The sequence below is a fragment of the Paenisporosarcina sp. genome (assembly GCF_057785155.1).
Genome location: NZ_JBYNRN010000034.1, coordinates 30045 through 51221, shown reverse-complemented (window position 1 = coordinate 51221; position 21177 = coordinate 30045). Strand labels below are relative to the sequence as shown.

Here is a 21177-nt window from a genome sequence, read left to right as displayed (position 1 = left end):
GAAGGATGAATTGAATATGGCAAAACCGGTAGTAGCAATAGTCGGTCGACCGAATGTCGGGAAGTCAACAATCTTTAATCGGATCGTTGGTGAACGTGTATCAATCGTCGAGGATATTCCTGGCGTTACACGTGATCGTCTTTATAGCGGGGCAGATTGGCTAACACATGAATTTAATATAATCGATACAGGTGGAATCGAGATTGGTGATGAGCCTTTCTTAGAGCAAATCCGCCAACAAGCAGAGATTGCAATTCAAGAAGCAGATGTCATTATTTTCTTGACCAATGGACGTGAAGGTGTCACAGCTGCTGATGAACAAGTAGCAAAAATTCTTTACAAAACTAAAAAACCTGTTGTTTTAGCGATTAATAAAATCGATAATCCAGACATGAGAGAAATGATTTATGATTTTTACTCTCTAGGTTTTGGCGAACCCTTCCCAATTTCAGGATCTCATGGTTTAGGTCTTGGAGATTTATTGGATGAAGTTGCAAAAAATTTCCCAACTGAAGAAGAAGAAGAGTACCCTGAAAACGTAATTAAATTCTCTTTAATTGGACGCCCAAATGTTGGGAAGTCTTCTTTAGTTAACAGTTTTCTTGGTGATAACCGTGTAATCGTAAGTGAGATTGCGGGAACAACACGCGATGCGATTGACTCTCAATATGAATATGAAGATCAACCATATGTCATCATTGATACAGCAGGTATGCGTAAAAAAGGGAAAGTGTACGAAACAACTGAAAAATACAGTGTATTACGTGCTTTACGAGCAATTGAACGTTCTGACGTCGTTTTAGTCGTTCTAAATGCTGAAGAAGGAATTCAAGAACAAGATAAGAAAATTGCTGGATATGCACATGAAGCCGGTAAAGCGATTATTATTGTTGTGAATAAATGGGATACCATCGAAAAAGATGATAAAACGATGAATACGATGACGAAAACGATTCGTGAACATTTCCTATTCCTTGATTATGCACCGATTATTTTCGTATCAGCAACAACGAAACAACGTGTACATGCAATCTTACCAATCATAAATCGTGTAAGTGAAAACCATGCAATGCGTGTTACTTCAAGTGTGTTGAATGAAGTAATTGAAGATGCAGTAGCGCGTAACCCTGCACCTACAGACAAAGGGCGCAGACTACGTATTTACTATGTGACGCAAGTTGCGATTAAGCCACCTACTTTCGTTGTATTCGTCAACGAACCGGATATTATGCACTTTAGTTACGAGCGTTTCCTAGAAAACAGGATTCGTGATTCATTTGACTTTGAAGGTACACCTATTCGTTTAATCACACGTGCTCGTACTTAAACGAGTAGCTGAGGAGTGAGTCAGATCGAAAAAGTAGTCGTATTAGGAGCGGGAAGCTGGGGCACTGCCTTAAGTATTGTTCTTGCAGAAAAAGGGCATGATTGTCTTTTGTGGTCTCATCGTGAAGATCAAACAAACGAAATTAACCAAAAACATACAAATCATAAATATTTACCGGAAGCAAAGTTACCTAAAAATTTACATGCTTCATCTTCTTTACAAGTTGCTGCTGAACACGCAAAAATTATTGTTATGGCAGTTCCGACTAAAGGCATTAGAGAAGTGTGTCAAAGTTTAGTGAAGCATTTAACTGAGCCAGTTCTTTTCGTTCATGTTTCAAAAGGGATTGAACCCGATTCTTTAAAGCGAATCTCTGAAATGATGCGAGAAGAAATTCCGAATGAATTCATTCAAGAGATTGTCGTCTTATCGGGTCCTAGTCATGCCGAAGAAGTCATTTTGAAGCATCCAACGACTGTCACGGCTGCATGTGAGAATATTAAATATGCTGAAATTGTTCAAGATCTATTTATGCATGGTTATTTCCGGGTATATACCAATACAGATGTGATTGGAGTAGAGATTGGCGGAGCATTAAAAAATATTATTGCACTAGCTGCAGGCATAACAGACGGTCTAGGTTACGGTGATAACGCTAAGGCTGCTCTTATTACGCGAGGTTTAGCTGAAATTGCTCGCCTAGGTACCAAGATGGGAGCAAATCCACTAACTTTTTCAGGTTTAACTGGAATTGGCGATTTAATTGTCACATGTACAAGCGTTCATTCACGAAATTGGCGAGCAGGAAACCTACTTGGTAAAGGAATGAAACTAGATGAGGTGCTTGAACAGATGGGAATGGTTGTAGAAGGCGTCAGAACGACGAAAGCAGCCTATCAATTGTCTCAACACCATCAAGTGCCTATGCCTATAACGGATGCCCTATATCAAGTGCTATTCGAACAAGTAGATACGAAAACCGCCGTAGATGAACTGATGGATCGTGGAAAGAAACATGAAATGGAAGATTTGTACGAATACCTATAGAATTGTCACAAAACAAGAGGATGCACATAAGCACCTCTTGTTTTTTCATGCTATACTTATTCGTTGAAAGAGATAGAAGGGTGGTCGACTGTTATGTCATCTTTAGATAAAATGTGGATATCTTTTGCGTCTATGGGATTCATGATGATATCTATGGGATTAATTTATTTCAGTAGATATAAAATCAATAATAAAATAGTGAAATTTGTATTTGCATTGGTTGCCTATGTTTTATTAATTATTGGATTTATTAGCATGATCTATATTGTATTTAGCGGACCAACTGGTCGAGCATGAGGTGATGAAATGAAGAGAATATCTCTAGCAGGAATTATCCTAAGTAGTCTACTATTGTTATCAGGTTGTATGTACCCTGATTCGGCGAAAACAGAAAACCAACAAGCGTATGAAGATCAACTATTAACGGTTCAAAAAGCCGTAGAGCAATACCAAGAAGCGTCAGGTGGCCTATTGCCAATAAAAACAAGAGAACAAGATGTCGACCAATATATTAAATATCCCGTATCATTTGAACGCATAATTCCATTGTATTTAGACAAAATTCCGTCTAATGCATATGAGAACGGTGGGATTTTTCAATATGTATTAACGGATGTTGAAGAAAATCCAACGGTAAAACTTATCGATTTACGAACTGCAGAAAAAATTCGTGAATTAAAATTAAAAATGGGCATCAACGGCTATGGTCCTATCGACCGACAAATTGCTGAAAATGTTTACACCTTAAATTATGAAGTTATGGGTTATAAGGAAGAACAAACGGTTCCTAGTCCATATTCAGATGTCAATTTGCCATTAATTGCAACGGGTGATGGAAATGTCTATATTGACTATTCAATCGATTTAAATCGTATTTTGAATGAAGACAAACCAAACGTAAAACCTGGTGATGATATACGCTTTTTGCTGGAAGACAAATATCCGGTACTACCAGCTTACTCACTGCCGTATACTGTGAATGAAAAGAACGAGCCTGTATTCTTAATTGAAAAATAGTTCTCTTAAATTCTTTCAAATCAAAGTGAAAATTCGCAGAAAAACTTGCTGGCCAGACCTTGAGATGATGGACACGTATACTCTTAGTAAGTTTACGCTGTTCATGCGATCAAAAATCTTTTCAATAAAGACAAATAATAAAGTATAGAAAAATTCCAAACTCCGATGAAAACGTTTCGTGCATATGCATGAAACGTTTTTTTTTCGCATACGATAAAGTGCGAATGAAAGGGGGCACGGAAATGGCTGATCAAATTTATCAACAAATTGCTGAACGAACAAATGGTGATGTTTATCTTGGTGTTGTAGGGCCAGTGAGGGTAGGGAAATCGACTTTCGTCAAACGTGTAATGGAATGCATCGTCATTCCAAATATGACTGATGATATTGAGCGTTTACGCGCACAGGATGAGTTGCCACAAAGTTCACCTGGAGCCGTTATTATGACTGCGGAACCGAAATTTGTGCCGGCTCATGGAACAAGTATTCAAGTAGGTGATGATGCATTCAGATTTCATGTGCGCCTTGCGGATTGTGTTGGTTACATAATCGAAGGTGCAAAAGGGTACGAAGACGAAAATGGTCCAAAGTTAGTTCATACGCCTTGGCATCATGAACCTATCCCATTCCAAGAGGCTGCAAAAATCGGAACGGATAAAGTGATTCGAGATCATTCAACAATCGGGATTGTCATGACCACAGATGGAACCGTAAATGACATTCCGCGACACGCAGTTGAGCAAGTCGAAGAGGATATTATTAATCAGTTAAAAGAGATTGGTAAACCGTTCGTTATTGTTTTAAACAGTCGTATGCCTGCACATGAAAGTGCTTTACATTTACGAGCTGAACTTCATGAAAAATATGGCGTTCCAGTTATCGTAACAGCTGCTGACCAAATGTCAGTTCATGAAATTCAAACAATTTTAAAAGAGGCGCTTTATGAGTTTCCATTACAATCATTTGATTTGCAAAAACCGGATTGGATGGATGTTTTAGATTTTGACCACCCACTTCAACAATCTTTGCAAAATTCTTTAGCAGAATGGTCCACTCAAGTTTCGAGGATTCGCGATGTAAAAGAATTGGCAAATTATCTAGCACAAGAGCCTTTTGTTGAAAATGCAGAAGTAATTGAAGTAGATGCAGGAAAAGGTAGTGCTAGCATTCAAATTGAAATGAAAGATGATGTATTTCAATCGGTATGTGAGGAATGGTTAGAAGATCCAATTGTTACGAAAAAAGATTGGTTACTCTATGTAAAAGAATCTTCACATGCAAAAAAATCATATTTAAGATTCCATGATGCGATTGAATCAGCAAAAGATGGTGGATATGGAGTAGCTCTTCCTATCATGCAGGAATTCCAACCTTCAGCACCAGAGCAGATAAATGAAAATAAATTTTATGGTGTGCGAATGAAAGCAAAAGCACCGTCATTCCATATTATTCGTGTAGATATGGATGCAGAATTTTCACCGTTAATCGGTTCCGAATTCCATAGCCAGCAATTATTAAAAGAATTAAAAGAAGCCTATTATCATGATCGAGAAGCCTTATGGCAAACATCATTGTTTGGAACACCACTTCATGAAATGTTAAAAGAAAGCATGAGATTTAAAACAGAAGCAGTCTCCTCACATGCGAAGAAACGAATGAGAGAAACGATTGAACGCATGGTTAATGACGGAGATCGCGGCATGGTAACTTTCATTTTATAATCGTCAGAAATTGAGTATGTAATCTAATAATTTCGACATAAGCACAAAGAACAGGGTTTCGCAAGGAAATTGCGAAAATTCCTGTTCTTTTTTTGGTAAAAATAAATTTTCTGCATTAAGTTGGAAAATGTGGTCGAAATATTGTTGCGAAGCCTTTTTGGTTATGATACTCTTTTTACATGATTGTTAGTCCATCCCCTTTGAGAGGAGGTGAATGGTGTGAATAAAACAGAATTAGTAAACTCAGTAGCAGAAGCTGCAGATCTTTCAAAGAAAGATGCTTCTAAAGCGGTTGACGCAATATTTGATACAATTCAAGATACTCTTGCAAAAGGTGAAAAAATTCAACTTATTGGTTTTGGTAACTTTGAAGTTCGTGAACGTGCTGCTCGTAAGGGTCGTAATCCACAAACAGGTAAAGAAATCGAAATCGCTGCAAGCAAAGTACCTGCTTTCAAACCAGGTAAAGCGCTTAAGGACGCAGTTAAGTAATTAGCGTCTGAACGTACATAGAACGACTTTTGTGATTATTTCACAAAAGTCGTTCTTTTTTACGTTTAATAGAGAGAGTTGAGATAGGTAAGTTATTGGGATGTAAGAATCTACTGATGGAGAAATTGTCAACATATATTCTCTAAGCCAAATAAATCAACCGTAGCGCATATATTGGTTTTTAACTCTATATTCTTTGCTGCTATCGCCATATTATCACCACCAAACGCCAAAATATAATCAACATTCGCTAGATTCACACCCCTCCTTCTCCGAATACCAAGAGCATCCCCACTAGAGAAAGCACTTAATTACTCAAAATTGAGTTTTGCGTAACGATTAGGGATATGCTAAGATTCACATAGATTTAAGGACTGTTTTATTTTTTTAGGGGGCGTCAATAGTGACTAGTGTAGATTTAGAAAAAATAGAGAATGCAGTAACCATGATATTAGAGGCTGTTGGAGAAGACCCAACGCGTGAAGGGTTACTAGAAACACCAAAACGTGTCGCAAAGATGTATGCTGAAATGTTTTCGGGTTTAAAAGAAGATCCAAAGGAATATTTTAAAACAGTTTTTCATGAAGATCATGAAGAGCTTGTGTTAGTAAAAGATATTCCATTCCATTCAATGTGTGAGCATCATTTAGTTCCTTTTTACGGAAAAGCTCACATTGCCTATATACCAAGAAATGGCGTTGTGACGGGATTAAGTAAATTAGCACGCGCAGTTGAAACCACTGCAAGACGCCCCCAACTACAAGAACGTATTACTTCAACAATTGCCGACTCAATCATGGACATGTTAAATCCATACGGTGTCTATGTCGTTATCGAAGCGGAACATATGTGTATGACAATGCGTGGCATTAAAAAGCCTGGCGCTAAAACGGTAACAGCCGTAGCAAAAGGTATCTATGAAACCGATCACGTGAAGCGCTCAGAAATTCTATCGTTCATTCAAATGAACTAATAACAGAAACCAATTGGAGGAGAAGTTCATGTCTCAAACAGAGTATATTGTAATTCGTGCAGAAGAAGATGGTGTAAATGTTATCGGCTTAACAAGAGGAACAGATACTAAATTTCATCATTCTGAAAAATTAGATCGTGGCGAAGTAATGGTTGCTCAATTCACTGAACATACTTCTGCTATAAAAATCCGAGGAAAAGCTGAAATACAAACTGCACATGGCGTTATGCAGAGTGAAGCGAAAAAATAGGCACATTTGAGTGATTGGACCTTCTTGCTGTGCTATAATGACACAATACGACATCTGTAGTTTAGTGAAATGGAGCACGTAGAATGAACGAAACTCTCATTCAACAACAAGTTGAACAACTAAAATTTAAAATCATACAAAAAGTGCGTCATCGGACACTACACAAATATACTGGTGAGCCAGATGTTCGTGAAGCCCGCTTGTTCTTTTTATTGCTCCCATTTTTAAATGGAGAACAATGGACTGACGAACACGAACAAGCTGGAATCGCTGTAGCAATTATATATAGTGCGCTGTCTGCACACGATCAAATAAAAGAATCCAATGCTTCCTCTAAAAGTCAGCAGTTAACAGTGTTAGCAGGGGACTATTATAGTGGAATGTACTATCAAATTCTTGCGAAGCAATCAAATATCACTTTAATTCGGTCTTTATCAAATGGCATTATTGAAATAAGTGAAAAAAAAGCGTCGGTTTACGATCAACTTCATCGAACATTTAATGAATGGATGTCCACTATTGTTTCAATAGAAAGTTTATCAATTGAACAATTTTATCAACATTTTCAGTTTGAACAATATATTCCGTATATGAGACAAGCATTATTCATTCAAAGAATTGCTCATGAACTTGAATTATATAAAGATGGGAAATCGTCTAGATTTCAAGAAGCGCTTATTGAAAGTGCACACGCCCTTGGTTACGCGTCTAGTTTAGGAACTTTATTGGAAACTGTTTGTAAAGAAGGGATTGCTCATTTGAATAAAGACATTGGAGCGTCAACTCTATTAACGAGTCCAGTAAAAGAATTTCTATATCAAATGATTAATACTTCAGTAAATAAAAATGCAGTTGTTCTTAAAGAAAGGTGACACACATGACGAAAACAAAAGAAGAACGCGTTCATGAAGTGTTTGAAAAAATATCTGGAAATTACGATAAGATGAATTCCGTTATTAGTTTTCAACAACATAAAAAATGGCGTGAAGATACAATGTCACGAATGAATGTCAAAAAGGGTAGTTCATCGCTAGATGTGTGTTGTGGTACTGCTGATTGGACTATATCCATGGGTGAAGCTGTGGGTTCAACAGGACGTGCCGTAGGACTTGATTTCAGTCAAAATATGTTGAATGTTGGAATTGACAAGACGAAAGAAATTCCTCAAATCGAATTATTACATGGGAATGCAATGGAGCTTCCATTTCCCAATGACTCGTTTGATTATGTAACAATTGGTTTTGGTTTAAGAAATGTTCCGGATTACATGCAAGTGTTAAAAGAAATCGAGCGGGTGTTAAAGCCTGGTGGCATGTTCGTTTGTTTAGAGACATCTCAAGCTGAAATGCCAATCTACAAACAACTTTTCCGATTTTACTTTAAATACGTTATGCCGATTTTTGGTAAATTCTTTGCGAAGAGCTATAAAGAATATTCTTGGTTACAAGAATCAGCAAAAGATTTCCCTGGAATGAAAGCATTAGCAAAAATGATGGAACAAGCCGGTTTTGTAAATGTTGAATATAAACCATACAGTGGCGGTGCTGCTGCAAGACATATTGGCTACAAAAATAATGGATGAAGCTTAACATGATTAAATTGTAAAAGTTTCGGTGTGGGAGAAGGTACTTAGAAGTGGAAAAGATGAAGTTATCCATGCTCTATTCTGACATGCGTTCAGATTTAGATCTCATCGAAAAAGAATTAGAGGTTGCTGTGAATTCGTCTTCACACTTACTAAATGATGCTTCTCTTCATTTGTTGCATGCTGGCGGAAAACGGATACGTCCTGTATTCGTATTACTGGCTGCTAAGTTTGGTGATTATCAGATTGATCGCATTAAAGATGTTGCCGTGCCTTTAGAATTAATTCATATGGCCTCTTTAGTGCACGATGATGTTATTGATGATTCTGAAATGCGTAGAGGACAGTTAACGGTCAAAGCCCAATGGAATAATCGAGTCGCCATGTATACTGGCGATTTTATTTTTGCCCGTGCCCTCGAATACATAACGAATTTCTCAAATACTGAAGCCCATCGTATTTTGTCTTATACAATGGTTGAAATTTGTGTGGGGGAAATTATTCAAATCGAGGATAAATATAAAATCGATCAGCGATTACAAGATTATTTCCGTCGTATTAAGCGAAAGACTGCTCTTTTGATTTCTTCTAGCTGTCAACTAGGAGCGGTTGTATCTGGAGCAGATGCAAAGACCACGATGCATTTAAAACGTTTTGGGTATTACGTCGGTATGTCATTCCAAATAATCGATGATATTTTAGATTTCACCTCAACAGACAAAGAACTTGGAAAACCGGCTGGCAGTGATTTACTACAAGGCAATATCACATTACCTATCTTGTTTTTAAAAGATGATCCAATTTTCCGTAAAGATTTTGAACGAGCGATGTCAGGTGAATTAACGGAAGCTGAAAGACTTGACCTTGTTAAACGCGTGCGCCAATCGGATGCAATTGATAAAGCGAAGCAAATTAGTGATCGATATTTACAAAAAGCCATGAAAGAAATTGATGCTTTGCCAGATTTACATGCTAAAAAAACTTTACGCAAAATTTCGCTATTTATGGGGAAACGTAAATTTTAAGTTGTTGTATAAATTTTGATTGAATGGTACTATTTTTTACGGTAGGGATATCCCTAAGATAGAATTGAAGGAGTGTTAATTATGGAAAGAACGTTTTTAATGGTAAAACCTGATGGAGTTCAACGTAACCTTATTGGTGAAATCGTTGGTCGTTTTGAAAAGAAAGGCTTCCAATTAGTTGGAGCTAAATTAATGCAAATTACACCAGAACTTGCTGGTGAACATTACGGTGAACATAAAGAACGCCCATTCTTCGGTGAACTTGTTGATTTCATTACTTCTGGACCAGTATTCGCAATGGTTTGGGAAGGCGAAAATGTAATCGCTACTTCTCGTTTATTAGTTGGTGCTACAAACCCTAAAGAGTCTGCTCCTGGAACGATCCGTGGAGACTTTGCTGTAACAGTTGGAAAGAACATTATTCACGGTTCTGACTCTGCTGATAGCGCTGTTCGTGAAATCGGTTTATTCTTCAAAGAAGAAGAACTTGTATCATACGCTAAAGATTCTAATAACTGGGTTAACTAATTTTATATTAGTAAGGGGCTGCCTAATAAGTCCTTTTAAAAAACAGGTGGAGAAAAAGATTCTTTTTTCTCCACCTGTTTTTCTATTTTTTTGCAAAAATTTTTGTTGAAAGGTTACATGGAAATGTTTCTCCAAAATATTTTATAAAAGTCCGAGTTAGTTCGGTGCAAGCCCGCGGAAAGCGCAGCTGTTTTGCGAAATATCAATCTTCACATGAATCATAGCTTTCTGAAAGAAGAGGGGCTATCTCAAAAGTCATTTTTCGTGTGTTCATGGGTAGCCTCTTTTTTAATTTCAGAAAAGTCTTCCATACGTTATAATATGGATAGGAAGTTAGAGAGGGAGAATGACGGGTATGCCAGATTATCTAAAATTCATTGAACAAATTAATCGAAAAACTGGGATTAACCTCAGTTTATATAAAGAAGCCCAAATGAGAAGAAGGCTTACATCTCTATATGATAAAAAGGGATTTGCTAACTTTGAAGAATTCTTTTTTGCACTTGATCAGGATCGTGATTTGTTGAATGAATTTTTAGATCGAATGACAATCAACGTTTCCGAATTTTACCGAAACGCAAAGAGATGGGAAGTTTTACAGAATAAAATATTCCCAAAGTTATTACAATCGAAAAAAACGCTAAAAATATGGAGCGCTGCTTGTTCTACTGGTGAGGAGCCCTATACTATTGCGATGGTTTTAGGGAATCATATCCCTTTGTCTCAAATCTCCATTCTAGCCACTGACTTAGATGAAAATGCAATTCAAAGAGCAAAAGCGGCCATTTATCCTGAGAGATCTTTAGCTGAAGTACCTGAAGATAGTAAAAATAAATACTTTGATAAGCAAGGAACGTTTTATGAAGTTAAAAAAGAAATAAAAAACACAGTTACATTTAAAAAACATAACTTGTTAAACGATACATATGAACAAAACTTTGATTTAATCGTTTGTCGAAATGTCATGATTTATTTTACGGAAGAAGCGAAGGATCAAATTTACATGAATTTCGGGAATTCCCTAAAAAAAGATGGCATATTATTTGTAGGTAGTACCGAACAGATTTTCAATCCTCAACGGTATGGTTTAGAAACAGAGGATACTTTCTTTTATCGAAAAATATAGTGGTTGATGCTGTCCGGAAAAATTTTCGGACAGCTTTCTTACATAGAAAACATACAGGAATCATGATTTTTTACAAGTACGACTATGAAAATTAAAAAAGATTATGTTATAGTGTTACTTAAAATACTTTAGCGAGTTGAAGGGGGAAAGTGCCATGCGTTATTTAACTGCTGGTGAGTCTCATGGACCACAACTAACAGCGATTATCGAAGGCCTACCATCAGGATTAGAGATCACTTCAGAATTAATTAATAGAGATCTTAAACGGAGACAAGGTGGACACGGTCGAGGTCGCCGAATGCAAATCGAAAAAGATACGGTGAATATCACTTCGGGTGTTCGGCATGGAGTGACAATCGGTTCACCAATAGCACTTGTAGTAACGAATGATGATTGGAAACATTGGACTCATATAATGGGGATTGAACCTTTATCTGAAGAACTGAACCCAGAAGACGTTAAACGACAAATTACACGCCCAAGACCTGGTCATGCAGATTTGGTTGGTGGAATGAAATACGGTCATCGTGATTTACGTAATGTACTAGAGCGTTCTTCCGCACGTGAAACTACAGTGAGAGTAGCTGTTGGTGCAGTAGCTAAACAACTTTTAGCAGAGCTCGGAATCCATATCGTCTCTCATGTAACTGAAATCGGTGGGATTAAAGCGAACCCTGCATTGATCGAAGGATTATCAGTAAGAGAAATTCGAGAAATCGTTGAATCAGATGCGGTCTATTGTGTTGATCCTGATGCATCTAAACGAATGACTCAAGCAATTGATGAGGCTAAAGAGAATGGTGACTCAATTGGTGGGGTAGTAGAAGTGGTTGTTGAAAATATGCCAGCTGGAATTGGAAGTTACGTTCATTATGATCGCAAACTAGACGGCAAACTTGCCATGGCTATGATGAGTATAAATGCTTTTAAAGGTGTCGAAATCGGATTAGGCTTTGAAATGGCAAGAAAACCAGGTAGCCAAGTCCATGATGAAATAGCTTGGACGAAAGAACAAGGTTATACACGTAAAACGAACCGTTTGGGTGGTCTTGAAGGCGGAATGTCAACGGGTATGCCAATCGTTGTCAGAGGCGTAATGAAACCTATTCCGACTCTGTATAAACCGTTACAAAGTGTCGATATTGATACGAAAGAACCTTTTAAAGCAAGTATAGAACGTTCAGATAGCTGTGCTGTACCAGCGGCTTCAATTGTTGCTGAACATGTGGTTGCATGGGAATTAGCATCTGCTATTATAGAACAATTTAATAGCGATCAACTATCAAAACTGAAAACGTCAATAGATGAACATCGAGCTTACACAAAGGAGTTCTAAGTATGCGAAACATAACCATTGAAACGATCACGAAAGAATACGACGTTCATATGGGTACAAACATTATTCGAGAAGCGCTTGCCTTGTACAAAGAACAGCTAATTTCTGCCGATCAAATTGTTATTATCGCAGACAGAACAGTTGCGAACTTGCATATAAATAAACTAGTAACTCCCTTGCAGGCAATTACACACGGACTTATAAAAGTATATGAAGTCGCACCAGGAGAAAGCTGCAAAACCATAGAAACGTTTTATGATTGCCACAGTTTTTTACTGAATGAAAATTGTTCAAGAAAATCCGTACTGTTTGCGTTCGGTGGTGGAGCATGTGGGGATTTAACTGGTTTTGTTGCTTCTACATTTATGCGAGGCATACCTTTTTATCAAATTCCTACAACAATTTTGGCGCATGATAGTGCGGTTGGCGGGAAAACAGCAATCAATCATTCACAAGGCAAAAATATGATTGGTTCTTTTTATCAGCCAGAAGCCGTATTTTACGACATTTCACTATTATCTACCTTACCTGAAAATGAAGTGCGTTCAGGTATGGCTGAAGTCATAAAGCATGCACTCATTTCAAATCCACAATGGGTGAATGAACTATTCAAAGTTCAAGATTTTTCTGCATTAACAACTAGCAACTTACAAGAATATTTATGTAAGGGAATCGTTGTGAAAGCTGCAATTGTCAAAGATGATGAATTCGAACATGGCTCTCGGAAATGTTTAAACTTCGGTCATACCTATGGCCATGCAATAGAAAATACAATTGGATATGGTCACATCACACACGGTGAAGCGGTCATGATTGGAATGGTTTACGCATTAATGTTAAGTGAAGAACTTGCTGAATTAGAATCTGGTTTTGCTCATAAATTCTTTCTTCATGCCCTTAAATTAGGTTATACATTCGATGCCATTCTGACTAAAACATACGAAGAGTTATTTGATGTGATGATTCGCGATAAAAAAGCTTCTCATGGTGATTTACATTTTGTTTTATTAAACAAGATTGGTGAACCAATTAGTAAGATTATTACAAAAGAACAAGGTCATAAAATGGATCAACAATTAAAAAATTGGGTAAGGGAGGAATCGATTTGATACGTGGGATTAGAGGTGCAACAACAATCACTCTTGATACAGCTGAAACTATTCATTTAGAAACAGAAAGATTGATTATTGAAATGGCTAAAACAAATAGCATTGAGCCTGAACAAGTTGCATCAGTCATTATATCTACGACAACTGACATTTCTTCCGCGTTTCCGGCAAAAGCCGTGAGAAGTATTGAAGGTTGGACGTATGTACCGGTTATGTGTACTCATGAAATGGACGTACCAGGCGCGATGGGCTCATGCATTCGTGTCTTAATGCATGTGAATACTGAGCTATCTCAAAAAGAACTTCATCATGTTTATTTAAATGAAGCAGTTACCTTAAGACCAGACTTAGTAAAGTAAGAAAGCAGAGGCGAGAAAAGATGAAGTGGAAAAAGCAATTAGCTGGAATGAAGGCATACCAACCAGGAAAATCGATTGATGATGTAAAAAAAATGTATGGATTATCCTCCATCACTAAATTAGCATCGAATGAAAACCCGCTGGGCACATCTCCTAAAGTACCTCAATTTATCGAAGACCATGGCATAAATTTTGCGCGATACCCTGATGGTTATTCAGGGGCTTTACGCAAGGACTTGGCTGAACACCTTCAAGTAAGTGAGAAGCAATTGCTATTTGGAAATGGCTCGGATGAAATTATCTTAATCATTTCTAGAGCTTTACTTCAGCCTGGTGTGAATACCGTTATGGCAACACCAACATTCCCTCAATATCGACACAATGCACAAATAGAAGGTGCTGAGGTCCGCGAAGTCGAACTGATTGATGGACATCATGATTTAGATGGCATGCTTAAACAGATAGACGAGCAAACGTCTGTCATATGGTTATGTTCACCAAATAATCCAACAGGAAATCTTATTCCGCAAGCTAAACTTGATGAATTTATTTCCTCAGTCTCTCCAGAAGTTTTAATTGTTTTAGATGAAGCTTACTTCGAATACGTGACTGATACAGAATACAGAAATGCGATTGACTATCTTCAAACCTATAAAAATGTAGTGGTTTTGAGAACTTTTTCAAAGGCATACGGGTTAGCGGCATTTCGCGTTGGATATGCAATCGGCAATGAAGAGCTGATTGCCAATTTAGATCCTTTAAGAGAACCGTTTAATAATACTTCACTGAGTCAAGGAGCAGCGAGTGCTGCATTAAGTGACCAGGCGTTTATTGAACAGTGCCGTGCAGAAAATAAACAAGGAATCAAGTTGTTTGAATCGTTTTGTTTAAAGCACAACTTGTTCATCTATCCATCACAAGGCAACTTTGTACTAATTAATATTAAAACAGATAGCGATAAAGTCTTTGAAGAATTGATGAAAAAAGGATTTATTGTTCGAAGCGGCAACGCGCTAGGCGTACCTGGATTTATTAGAATTACGGTTGGTAGCATCGAACAAAATACGGAACTCATCGAGAAACTGGAAAAGATCCTAATAGAATTAGGCGTTATACATGAGTAAACAAATATTAATTGTTGGTCTTGGCTTAATAGGTGGTTCTCTTGCATTAGCTCTTCAAAAGAATAAGGACTTGACCATTATCGGATATGATATCGATTCACATGTTATTAGAAAAGCGAAGAAATTAAGAGTCATTCATGAAATGGCTTTTCATGTGAAAGATTCAGCAAAGATGGCGGACGTCATAATTTTTGCTACACCTGTTAATACAACATTACAGTTCATGAATGAAGTGCAAGACTGGCCATTAAAAGAGTCTGTAGTGCTTATGGACACGGGAAGTACGAAGAAGTTAATCATGGAAAAAGCGACGACATTAAGGAAACAACGCATCACGTTTATCGGTGGTCATCCGATGGCTGGATCTCATAAATCCGGTGTAGATGCTGCAAAAGCACATTTGTTCGAAAATGCCTATTTTATGTTGACTCCTTTAGTAGATGAAAGTGAAGAAAAGATAGAGTTTTTAGAGTCGTTATTGTCTGTTACGAAAGCAAAAGTTGTTCGTGTAACAGCTGAGGAGCATGACCATATGACAGCTGTCGTGAGCCACTTTCCACATATTGTGGCAGCTTCTCTTGTACATCAATTATCAGGTGAAAATGAGCAATTTCCCTTTACTAAACAATTAGCCGCTGGTGGGTTTCGAGATATTACAAGAATCGCCTCGTCTAATCCCATTATGTGGAGAGATATTACGGTACAAAATCGTAACGAACTCATAAACCAATTAGATAAATGGCAGGACGAAATGAATCATGTGAAATCCTTGTTAAATGAAGCGGCACCACTTGATATCGAACATTACTTTTCTAGAGCTAAGCATGTTCGAGATGAATTACCAATCACTTCTCAAGGAGCACTTTATACAGTTTATGACTTATACGTTGACATTCCCGATTATCCAGGTGTTATTTCTGAAGTGACGGGTCTATTGGCCAAGCACGCTATTAGCATTACAAATATACGAATAGTAGAAACGAGAGAAGATGTATTCGGAATATTAGTGATCAGTTTCCAAACCGCGGATGACCAGAAATTAGCACAAAAATATCTAAATCAAGAAACAACTTTTGAAACCTATATATCCTAGAATTTTGAGAGGTAGTGACAAAATGATACAGTCTTCAAAAAAAGCATCCCTAAAAGGGGTAATTACAATTCCAGGGGACAAGTCTATTTCTCATCGATCGATTATGTTTGGAGCAATGGCTAAAGGAAAAACGACAGTCGATGGCTTTTTGTTAGGTGACGATTGTTTAAGTACCATCTCATGTTTTCAAAAACTTGGCGTCAAGATAGATGTCAATGGAAACCAAGTTTCGATTGAATCGGATGGAATAATGAATTGGAATGAACCTCAGGACATTTTAAATACAGGAAATTCAGGAACTACTACTCGATTACTACTGGGCATCTTAGCAGCTTCTCCAATTTATGCTGTCATAATTGGTGATGATTCGATTGCGAAAAGACCGATGAAGAGAGTGATTGATCCTCTACGCCAAATGGGTGCTCAAATTCTTGGACGAAGCGGAGGACAGTATACGCCACTAGCAGTTCAAGGAACAACTTTACAAGGCATTACGTATCAAATGCCTGTAGCCAGTGCACAAGTAAAGTCAGCCATTTTACTTGCAGGGTTAAACTCTGAAGGAACAACGATTGTAACGGAACTCGAGCCTACCAGGGATCATACAGAACGCATGATGCGACAATTTGGTGTACAAGTTGAAACAATCGATGGGGAAATTCATTTGCGTGGAGGTCAACAACTGGTGAGTACGCATATTGATGTTCCAGGAGATATTTCCTCAGCAGCGTTCTTTTTAGTTGCAGGTGTCATTACGGATAACAGTGATATCATGTTGAAAAATGTCGGATTAAATCCAACTAGAACTGGTATTATAGATGTTCTTTCACAAATGGGTGCGAATCTTAAGGTTGAGGAATCCATAACAAATGGAGAAGAACCTTTTGGCAATGTTCGAATAAAATCTAGTCAGCTAAAAGGGATTGAAATTGGCGGAGAGTTAATCCCTCGTTTAATTGACGAGTTGCCAATTATCGCTTTATTATCAACACAAGCTTCTGGAACGACGGTGATTCGAGATGCCGCTGAATTAAAAATAAAAGAAACAGATCGTATTACAGCAGTTGTGAATGAATTGAAAAAGTTAGGTGCTACTATTGAAGCAACAGATGATGGCATGATTATTAAAGGACCTGTTCAATTAAATGGAGGTACAGTGACCTCTTATGGGGATCATCGAATTGGAATGATGGGTGCTATTGCATCACTTATTGCAAGCGAGCCTGTTGAAATAGATGATTCTTCATGCATATCAGTTTCATATCCTAATTTCTTTGAGCATTTAAAAAATGTGAAAACAACATGAACTCTCCTTTAAACGGGGAGTTTTTTCTTGTGAATGGTTCAAGCGTCATGTAGCATATGGTATGAAAAGAGAGAAAACGGGTGATGAAAAATGGAGTATAGTCAATTTGAAAAAGCAATTAAAGAAGGTAATCTAGAGCAAGTGCAATTGTTAATCGAACCACTTCTTCTTGCTAGTGAACCCGACACACAATATGAAATCGCAGAAATGTTAGTTGGAACTGGTTACTTAAAAGAAGCTGATCAGATTTTACAGCATATCCAGTTTTTATTTCCAGAAGAAGCACAAATTAAAATAGATCGTGCTCATTTGTTAATGGAAATTGATCAAGAAGATGAAGCTCTTTTATTGTTATCAAGCATTGAGCCTCATGAAGAAGTGTATCCACAAGCCTTATTAAGTCTAGCTGATTATTACCAAATGCAAGGGTTTTACGAAGCGGCTGAACAAAGAATTAATCAAGCACTGGATTTAATGCCTGATGAACCGTTACTGAAGTTTGCTAAGGCAGAATTGATGTTAGAAACGGGTAAGTACTTAGAAGCAGTGCGCTTATACGAAGAACTGAAACGAGACCAAGATGAAATTGCGAGCATTCGACTTTCAGAACGATTAGCAGAGGTCTTAACTGCTGGAGCTGCTTACGAAGAGGCTCTTCCTTACTATGAGGAATCATTAGAACATCATGTAACACCTGATTTATTATTCGGTTATGCGCACGCAGCTTTTCAAGCTGAACAATTTGAGCTAGCTATTCGTAAATTAACAGAAGTAAAAACATTAGATCCGGATTATTTCTCAGCTCATTTGTTATTAGCACAGTCTTTAATGATGATTGAAGAGAATGATCGAGCTTATGAAGCCATAATGGAAGGGCTTAGTCGTGATGAATATGACAAAGAGTTGTATTTGTTTGCTGGTAAACTAGCCTTGAAATTAGGGAAAACACAAGAGGCTGAAGACCATTTACGTCAAGCAATCGCTTTAGATCCTGAATATATGGAAGCAACGATTACACTTATCTCGTTTTTCCATACCCAAGAACGAGATGAAGATGTTATTGAGCTGATTGAAACGGTATCAAAAGATCAGGATGATTGGTCCGCACTTTATCCGTTTGCTGCTGAAGCATATGCACGAGAAGAAAATTATGAACGTGCATACGAATTTTATTCTTTGGCATATACTGACCATAAAGAAGATCCACTATTTTTAGAAAAATACGTTTATTTTCTTTTAGAAGAAGGAAAACGATCAGAAGCTCTAGAAGTAGGTAAACTATTAGCTTCTCTTCAACCACATGAAGAGCGCTGGCAAGACTTAATTGATTCTTTAAATTGAAAGGAGGAGTAACATGACCGCATCTGTTTCTGTAATGGAAAAGAAGGAATTTGTTCGATGGTTTCTAAAGAGATATCAGATGAAACGTAGAGAATGTGTGTGGATCCTGAATTATTTACTAAGCCACGATGAATTACTTCAAAAAGTTCATTTTGTTGAAGAAGCTCACTATTGTCCTCGTGCGATGGTCATGTCTGTAACAGAGTCCTCAGGCGTTCCATTTCGATTTTATAAAGGGAATTTAATGACAGCGGATGCAGAAAAATCATTCCATGATTTACGATTGCACCCTTCAGAAGATATGTATATTCAACTAAACTTCCCGAACGTCCCTGCAAGTTCAGAATTTTTAGCAGTACTAGAAGAAAACCCTTATATGCCAACATATTTAAATACGAATGATAAGGATCGAAAACTAGCTGAAGAGGTTTTAGAAGAAAGTATGCACACTTTTCGTGAAGAGCATATTTTAAAACAAATCGATGAAGCATTAGATGCAAATGATAAAGAGCGATTCTTTGAACTTTCCACCATTCTGCAAGGAATAAAAGAATCGACAAAATCTTGACTTCATCGATTTCGATGAAGTCTTTTTGAGGTGAAATTTACTATGTATTGGAATTCAAAAGATATAACGACTTTTATAGAGCAAAAAGAATTTGTAGATACGGCAATCATTCCACTCTTACTTGTAGATGGACGAGCTTCGCACATAAAACAAAGTGCTGGAACCGCGGATTTCTTAATGTCTTTAACCGCTTTTATGGAAAATCAATTTAAAGGGCGCGTTGTATTAATGCCGCCTGTTACATATACACCGCAATCTAGTCGTTCGGTTTTAGCTACCGAATGGAAGAATGTCCTTACTGAGGCGGGTTTTAAGCACCATTTCTTTATTTCATGTGATATGCAGTGGGCGACAGAAGCTCCTGAGATAGATGTGATATATACGCCATCTATTCCTTTAGAAAATATGGACCAAAAGTTAAGACAATCCATTTTGGACGATCAAATTCGACAGGTGGTTCCCGTATTTGCAAATAATTGGGCGAAAACAGTTGAATAACCTTCAAGAAATGTTCACAAAGTGTCAGTAGGAACCTAATGGAATATTGACCAACCTTTTTTATTGATATATCATAGAACTGTCCTAGTTTTACTATTTAGTACAAGTATGTCCATTTGGACTGACCTTTAAGTTAGAGGGGGGAAAAACATGAGTAATAATCGTGTATCGAGACGTCAATTCCTTAACTACACATTGATGGGTGTCGGTGGATTTATGGCCGCGGGAATGATGATGCCGATGGTACGTTTTGCAGTAGATCCAGTATTGCAAAAAGCAGAAGGCGGAGATTTTATTCCGACAAGCAAAAAAGTAGCTGAACTTACTGAAGTACCAGAACGAGTAGACTTTTCATTTGAGCAAGTTGATGCATGGTATACGTCTGAAGTGACAAGTACGGCATGGGTTTACAAGAGTGGGGATAAGATTATTGCCCTTTCACCTGTTTGTAAGCATTTAGGATGTACGGTTAACTGGGCTGGTGATAAAGGTCACCCGGATCAGTTCTTCTGTCCATGTCACGCTGGCCGTTATGAAAAAAATGGTCAAAACATTAAAGGTACACCACCTCTTGGTCCGTTGGATGAGTTCGAAGTGCGTGAAAAAGACGGTCTGTTAGAAATCGGTAAAATACGACCAAATACATTAGTTTAACGTAAGGGGGTACGACGTCAGTGCTAAATAAGATTTATGATTGGGTGGATGAACGTCTGGATATTACTCCTATTTGGCGTGATATTGCAGACCATGAAGTTCCAGAGCACGTAAACCCTGCACACCATTTTTCTGCATTCGTATATTGTTTCGGGGGATTAACGTTCTTCGTAACTGTAATACAAATTCTTTCTGGTATGTTTTTAACAATGTATTATGTACCAGATATCGAAAATGCTTGGCAATCGGTTTACTATTTACAAAATGAAGTTGCATTCGGTGAAATTGTACGTGGAATGCATCACTGGGGAGCTTCTCTCGTAATTGTGATGATGTTCCTACACACATTGCGTGTATTCTTTACAGGTTCTTATAAAAAACCTCGTGAACTTAACTGGGTAGTCGGCGTATTAATTTTCGGCGTTATGTTAGGTTTAGGTTTCACAGGTTATCTACTTCCTTGGGACATGAAAGCGTTGTTTGCAACGAAAGTAGGTATTGAAATTGCGGCGTCTGTACCATTCATTGGTGGCGCAATTAAAACCTTGTTAGCTGGAGATGAGACCATTCTTGGTGCTCAAACGTTAACACGATTCTTTGCGATTCATGTATTCTTCTTACCAGCTGCTTTGCTTGGGTTGCTTGCAGCACACTTTATCATGATTCGTAAACAAGGTATTTCAGGACCGTTGTAAGAA

Annotated in this window: 25 protein-coding genes; 24 read left to right on the top strand and 1 reads right to left on the bottom strand. The window is 37.6% G+C overall.

Features of this window, described 5'->3' with window-relative positions; genetic code table 11:
- Positions 1-16: 16 nt before the first annotated feature.
- The 6 genes from der (at position 17) to AC3EA5_RS12595 (ending at position 5604) form a co-directional block, all read left to right on the top strand.
- On the top strand, positions 17-1327 hold the full coding sequence (gene der, locus AC3EA5_RS12620) for a ribosome biogenesis GTPase Der (protein ID WP_394187520.1): 1311 nt from the start codon (positions 17-19) through the stop codon (positions 1325-1327).
- 24 nt (positions 1328-1351) lie between these two features.
- A complete protein-coding gene (locus tag AC3EA5_RS12615; protein WP_488608705.1) occupies positions 1352-2374 on the top strand; it encodes an NAD(P)H-dependent glycerol-3-phosphate dehydrogenase in 1023 nt (340 codons plus the stop codon).
- A gap of 93 nt (positions 2375-2467) precedes the next feature.
- Positions 2468-2671: a DUF2768 domain-containing protein gene (locus AC3EA5_RS12610; RefSeq protein WP_394187521.1), complete on the top strand. Its 204-nt coding sequence runs from the start codon at positions 2468-2470 to the stop codon at positions 2669-2671.
- Positions 2672-2680: 9 nt separating this feature from the next.
- On the top strand, positions 2681-3391 hold the full coding sequence (locus tag AC3EA5_RS12605) for a hypothetical protein (RefSeq protein WP_488608661.1): 711 nt from the start codon (positions 2681-2683) through the stop codon (positions 3389-3391).
- A gap of 242 nt (positions 3392-3633) precedes the next feature.
- Positions 3634-5112 carry a stage IV sporulation protein A gene (spoIVA, locus tag AC3EA5_RS12600; RefSeq protein WP_488608660.1) on the top strand — a complete coding sequence of 493 codons (1479 nt, stop codon included), beginning with the start codon at positions 3634-3636 and terminating at the stop codon, positions 5110-5112.
- Positions 5113-5331: 219 nt separating this feature from the next.
- A complete protein-coding gene (locus AC3EA5_RS12595) occupies positions 5332-5604 on the top strand; it encodes an HU family DNA-binding protein (RefSeq protein ID WP_394187524.1) in 273 nt (90 codons plus the stop codon).
- Positions 5605-5732: 128 nt separating this feature from the next.
- Here the strand turns inward: AC3EA5_RS12595 and AC3EA5_RS12590 are convergent, their stop codons facing one another.
- On the bottom strand, positions 5733-5864 hold the full coding sequence (locus AC3EA5_RS12590; protein ID WP_488608659.1) for a hypothetical protein: 132 nt from the start codon (positions 5862-5864) through the stop codon (positions 5733-5735).
- A gap of 143 nt (positions 5865-6007) precedes the next feature.
- Here AC3EA5_RS12590 and folE point away from each other — a divergent pair, with 143 nt between their 5' ends.
- From folE to qcrB, 18 genes are all read left to right on the top strand, one after another.
- Positions 6008-6577, top strand: a complete 570-nt coding sequence (folE, locus tag AC3EA5_RS12585) for a GTP cyclohydrolase I FolE (protein ID WP_488608658.1) — start codon at positions 6008-6010, stop codon at positions 6575-6577.
- A 28-nt stretch (positions 6578-6605) separates the two neighbouring features.
- Complete coding sequence (mtrB, locus tag AC3EA5_RS12580) at positions 6606-6827, top strand: trp RNA-binding attenuation protein MtrB (RefSeq protein WP_394187527.1); 222 nt, start codon at positions 6606-6608, stop codon at positions 6825-6827.
- Positions 6828-6910: 83 nt separating this feature from the next.
- Entirely contained in the window at positions 6911-7699 is a 789-nt protein-coding gene (locus tag AC3EA5_RS12575) for a heptaprenyl diphosphate synthase component 1 (protein WP_488608657.1), read from the top strand.
- 5 nt (positions 7700-7704) lie between these two features.
- On the top strand, positions 7705-8409 hold the full coding sequence (locus AC3EA5_RS12570; protein ID WP_488608656.1) for a demethylmenaquinone methyltransferase: 705 nt from the start codon (positions 7705-7707) through the stop codon (positions 8407-8409).
- A 53-nt stretch (positions 8410-8462) separates the two neighbouring features.
- A complete protein-coding gene (gene hepT, locus AC3EA5_RS12565; RefSeq protein WP_488608655.1) occupies positions 8463-9437 on the top strand; it encodes a heptaprenyl diphosphate synthase component II in 975 nt (324 codons plus the stop codon).
- Between the two features lie 81 nt (positions 9438-9518).
- On the top strand, positions 9519-9965 hold the full coding sequence (gene ndk, locus AC3EA5_RS12560) for a nucleoside-diphosphate kinase (RefSeq protein ID WP_488608654.1): 447 nt from the start codon (positions 9519-9521) through the stop codon (positions 9963-9965).
- A gap of 355 nt (positions 9966-10320) precedes the next feature.
- Entirely contained in the window at positions 10321-11091 is a 771-nt protein-coding gene (locus AC3EA5_RS12555) for a CheR family methyltransferase (RefSeq protein ID WP_488608653.1), read from the top strand.
- A 154-nt stretch (positions 11092-11245) separates the two neighbouring features.
- Complete coding sequence (aroC, locus tag AC3EA5_RS12550) at positions 11246-12427, top strand: chorismate synthase (protein WP_488608652.1); 1182 nt, start codon at positions 11246-11248, stop codon at positions 12425-12427.
- A gap of 2 nt (positions 12428-12429) precedes the next feature.
- Entirely contained in the window at positions 12430-13536 is a 1107-nt protein-coding gene (gene aroB / locus AC3EA5_RS12545) for a 3-dehydroquinate synthase (RefSeq protein ID WP_488608651.1), read from the top strand.
- A complete protein-coding gene (aroH, locus tag AC3EA5_RS12540; protein ID WP_488608650.1) occupies positions 13533-13895 on the top strand; it encodes a chorismate mutase in 363 nt (120 codons plus the stop codon). The genes aroB and aroH overlap by 4 nt, the downstream gene beginning before the upstream one ends.
- Positions 13896-13915: 20 nt before the next feature.
- Positions 13916-15019 (top strand): histidinol-phosphate transaminase, encoded by a 1104-nt coding sequence (gene hisC, locus AC3EA5_RS12535; protein WP_488608649.1) that lies wholly within the window; start codon positions 13916-13918, stop codon positions 15017-15019.
- Positions 15012-16112 (top strand): prephenate dehydrogenase, encoded by a 1101-nt coding sequence (locus AC3EA5_RS12530; protein ID WP_488608648.1) that lies wholly within the window; start codon positions 15012-15014, stop codon positions 16110-16112. The genes hisC and AC3EA5_RS12530 overlap by 8 nt, the downstream gene beginning before the upstream one ends.
- Positions 16113-16134: 22 nt before the next feature.
- A complete protein-coding gene (gene aroA / locus AC3EA5_RS12525) occupies positions 16135-17418 on the top strand; it encodes a 3-phosphoshikimate 1-carboxyvinyltransferase (RefSeq protein ID WP_488608647.1) in 1284 nt (427 codons plus the stop codon).
- Between the two features lie 90 nt (positions 17419-17508).
- Positions 17509-18759, top strand: a complete 1251-nt coding sequence (locus AC3EA5_RS12520; protein WP_488608646.1) for a tetratricopeptide repeat protein — start codon at positions 17509-17511, stop codon at positions 18757-18759.
- A 13-nt stretch (positions 18760-18772) separates the two neighbouring features.
- On the top strand, positions 18773-19327 hold the full coding sequence (locus tag AC3EA5_RS12515) for a ReoY family proteolytic degradation factor (protein ID WP_394187540.1): 555 nt from the start codon (positions 18773-18775) through the stop codon (positions 19325-19327).
- Between the two features lie 42 nt (positions 19328-19369).
- Positions 19370-19825, top strand: a complete 456-nt coding sequence (locus AC3EA5_RS12510) for a DUF2487 family protein (protein WP_488608645.1) — start codon at positions 19370-19372, stop codon at positions 19823-19825.
- Positions 19826-19975: 150 nt separating this feature from the next.
- On the top strand, positions 19976-20479 hold the full coding sequence (locus tag AC3EA5_RS12505) for a Rieske (2Fe-2S) protein (RefSeq protein ID WP_394187542.1): 504 nt from the start codon (positions 19976-19978) through the stop codon (positions 20477-20479).
- Between the two features lie 20 nt (positions 20480-20499).
- Positions 20500-21174 carry a menaquinol-cytochrome c reductase cytochrome b subunit gene (qcrB, locus tag AC3EA5_RS12500; RefSeq protein WP_394187543.1) on the top strand — a complete coding sequence of 225 codons (675 nt, stop codon included), beginning with the start codon at positions 20500-20502 and terminating at the stop codon, positions 21172-21174.
- The last annotated feature ends 3 nt before the right edge of the window (positions 21175-21177 follow it).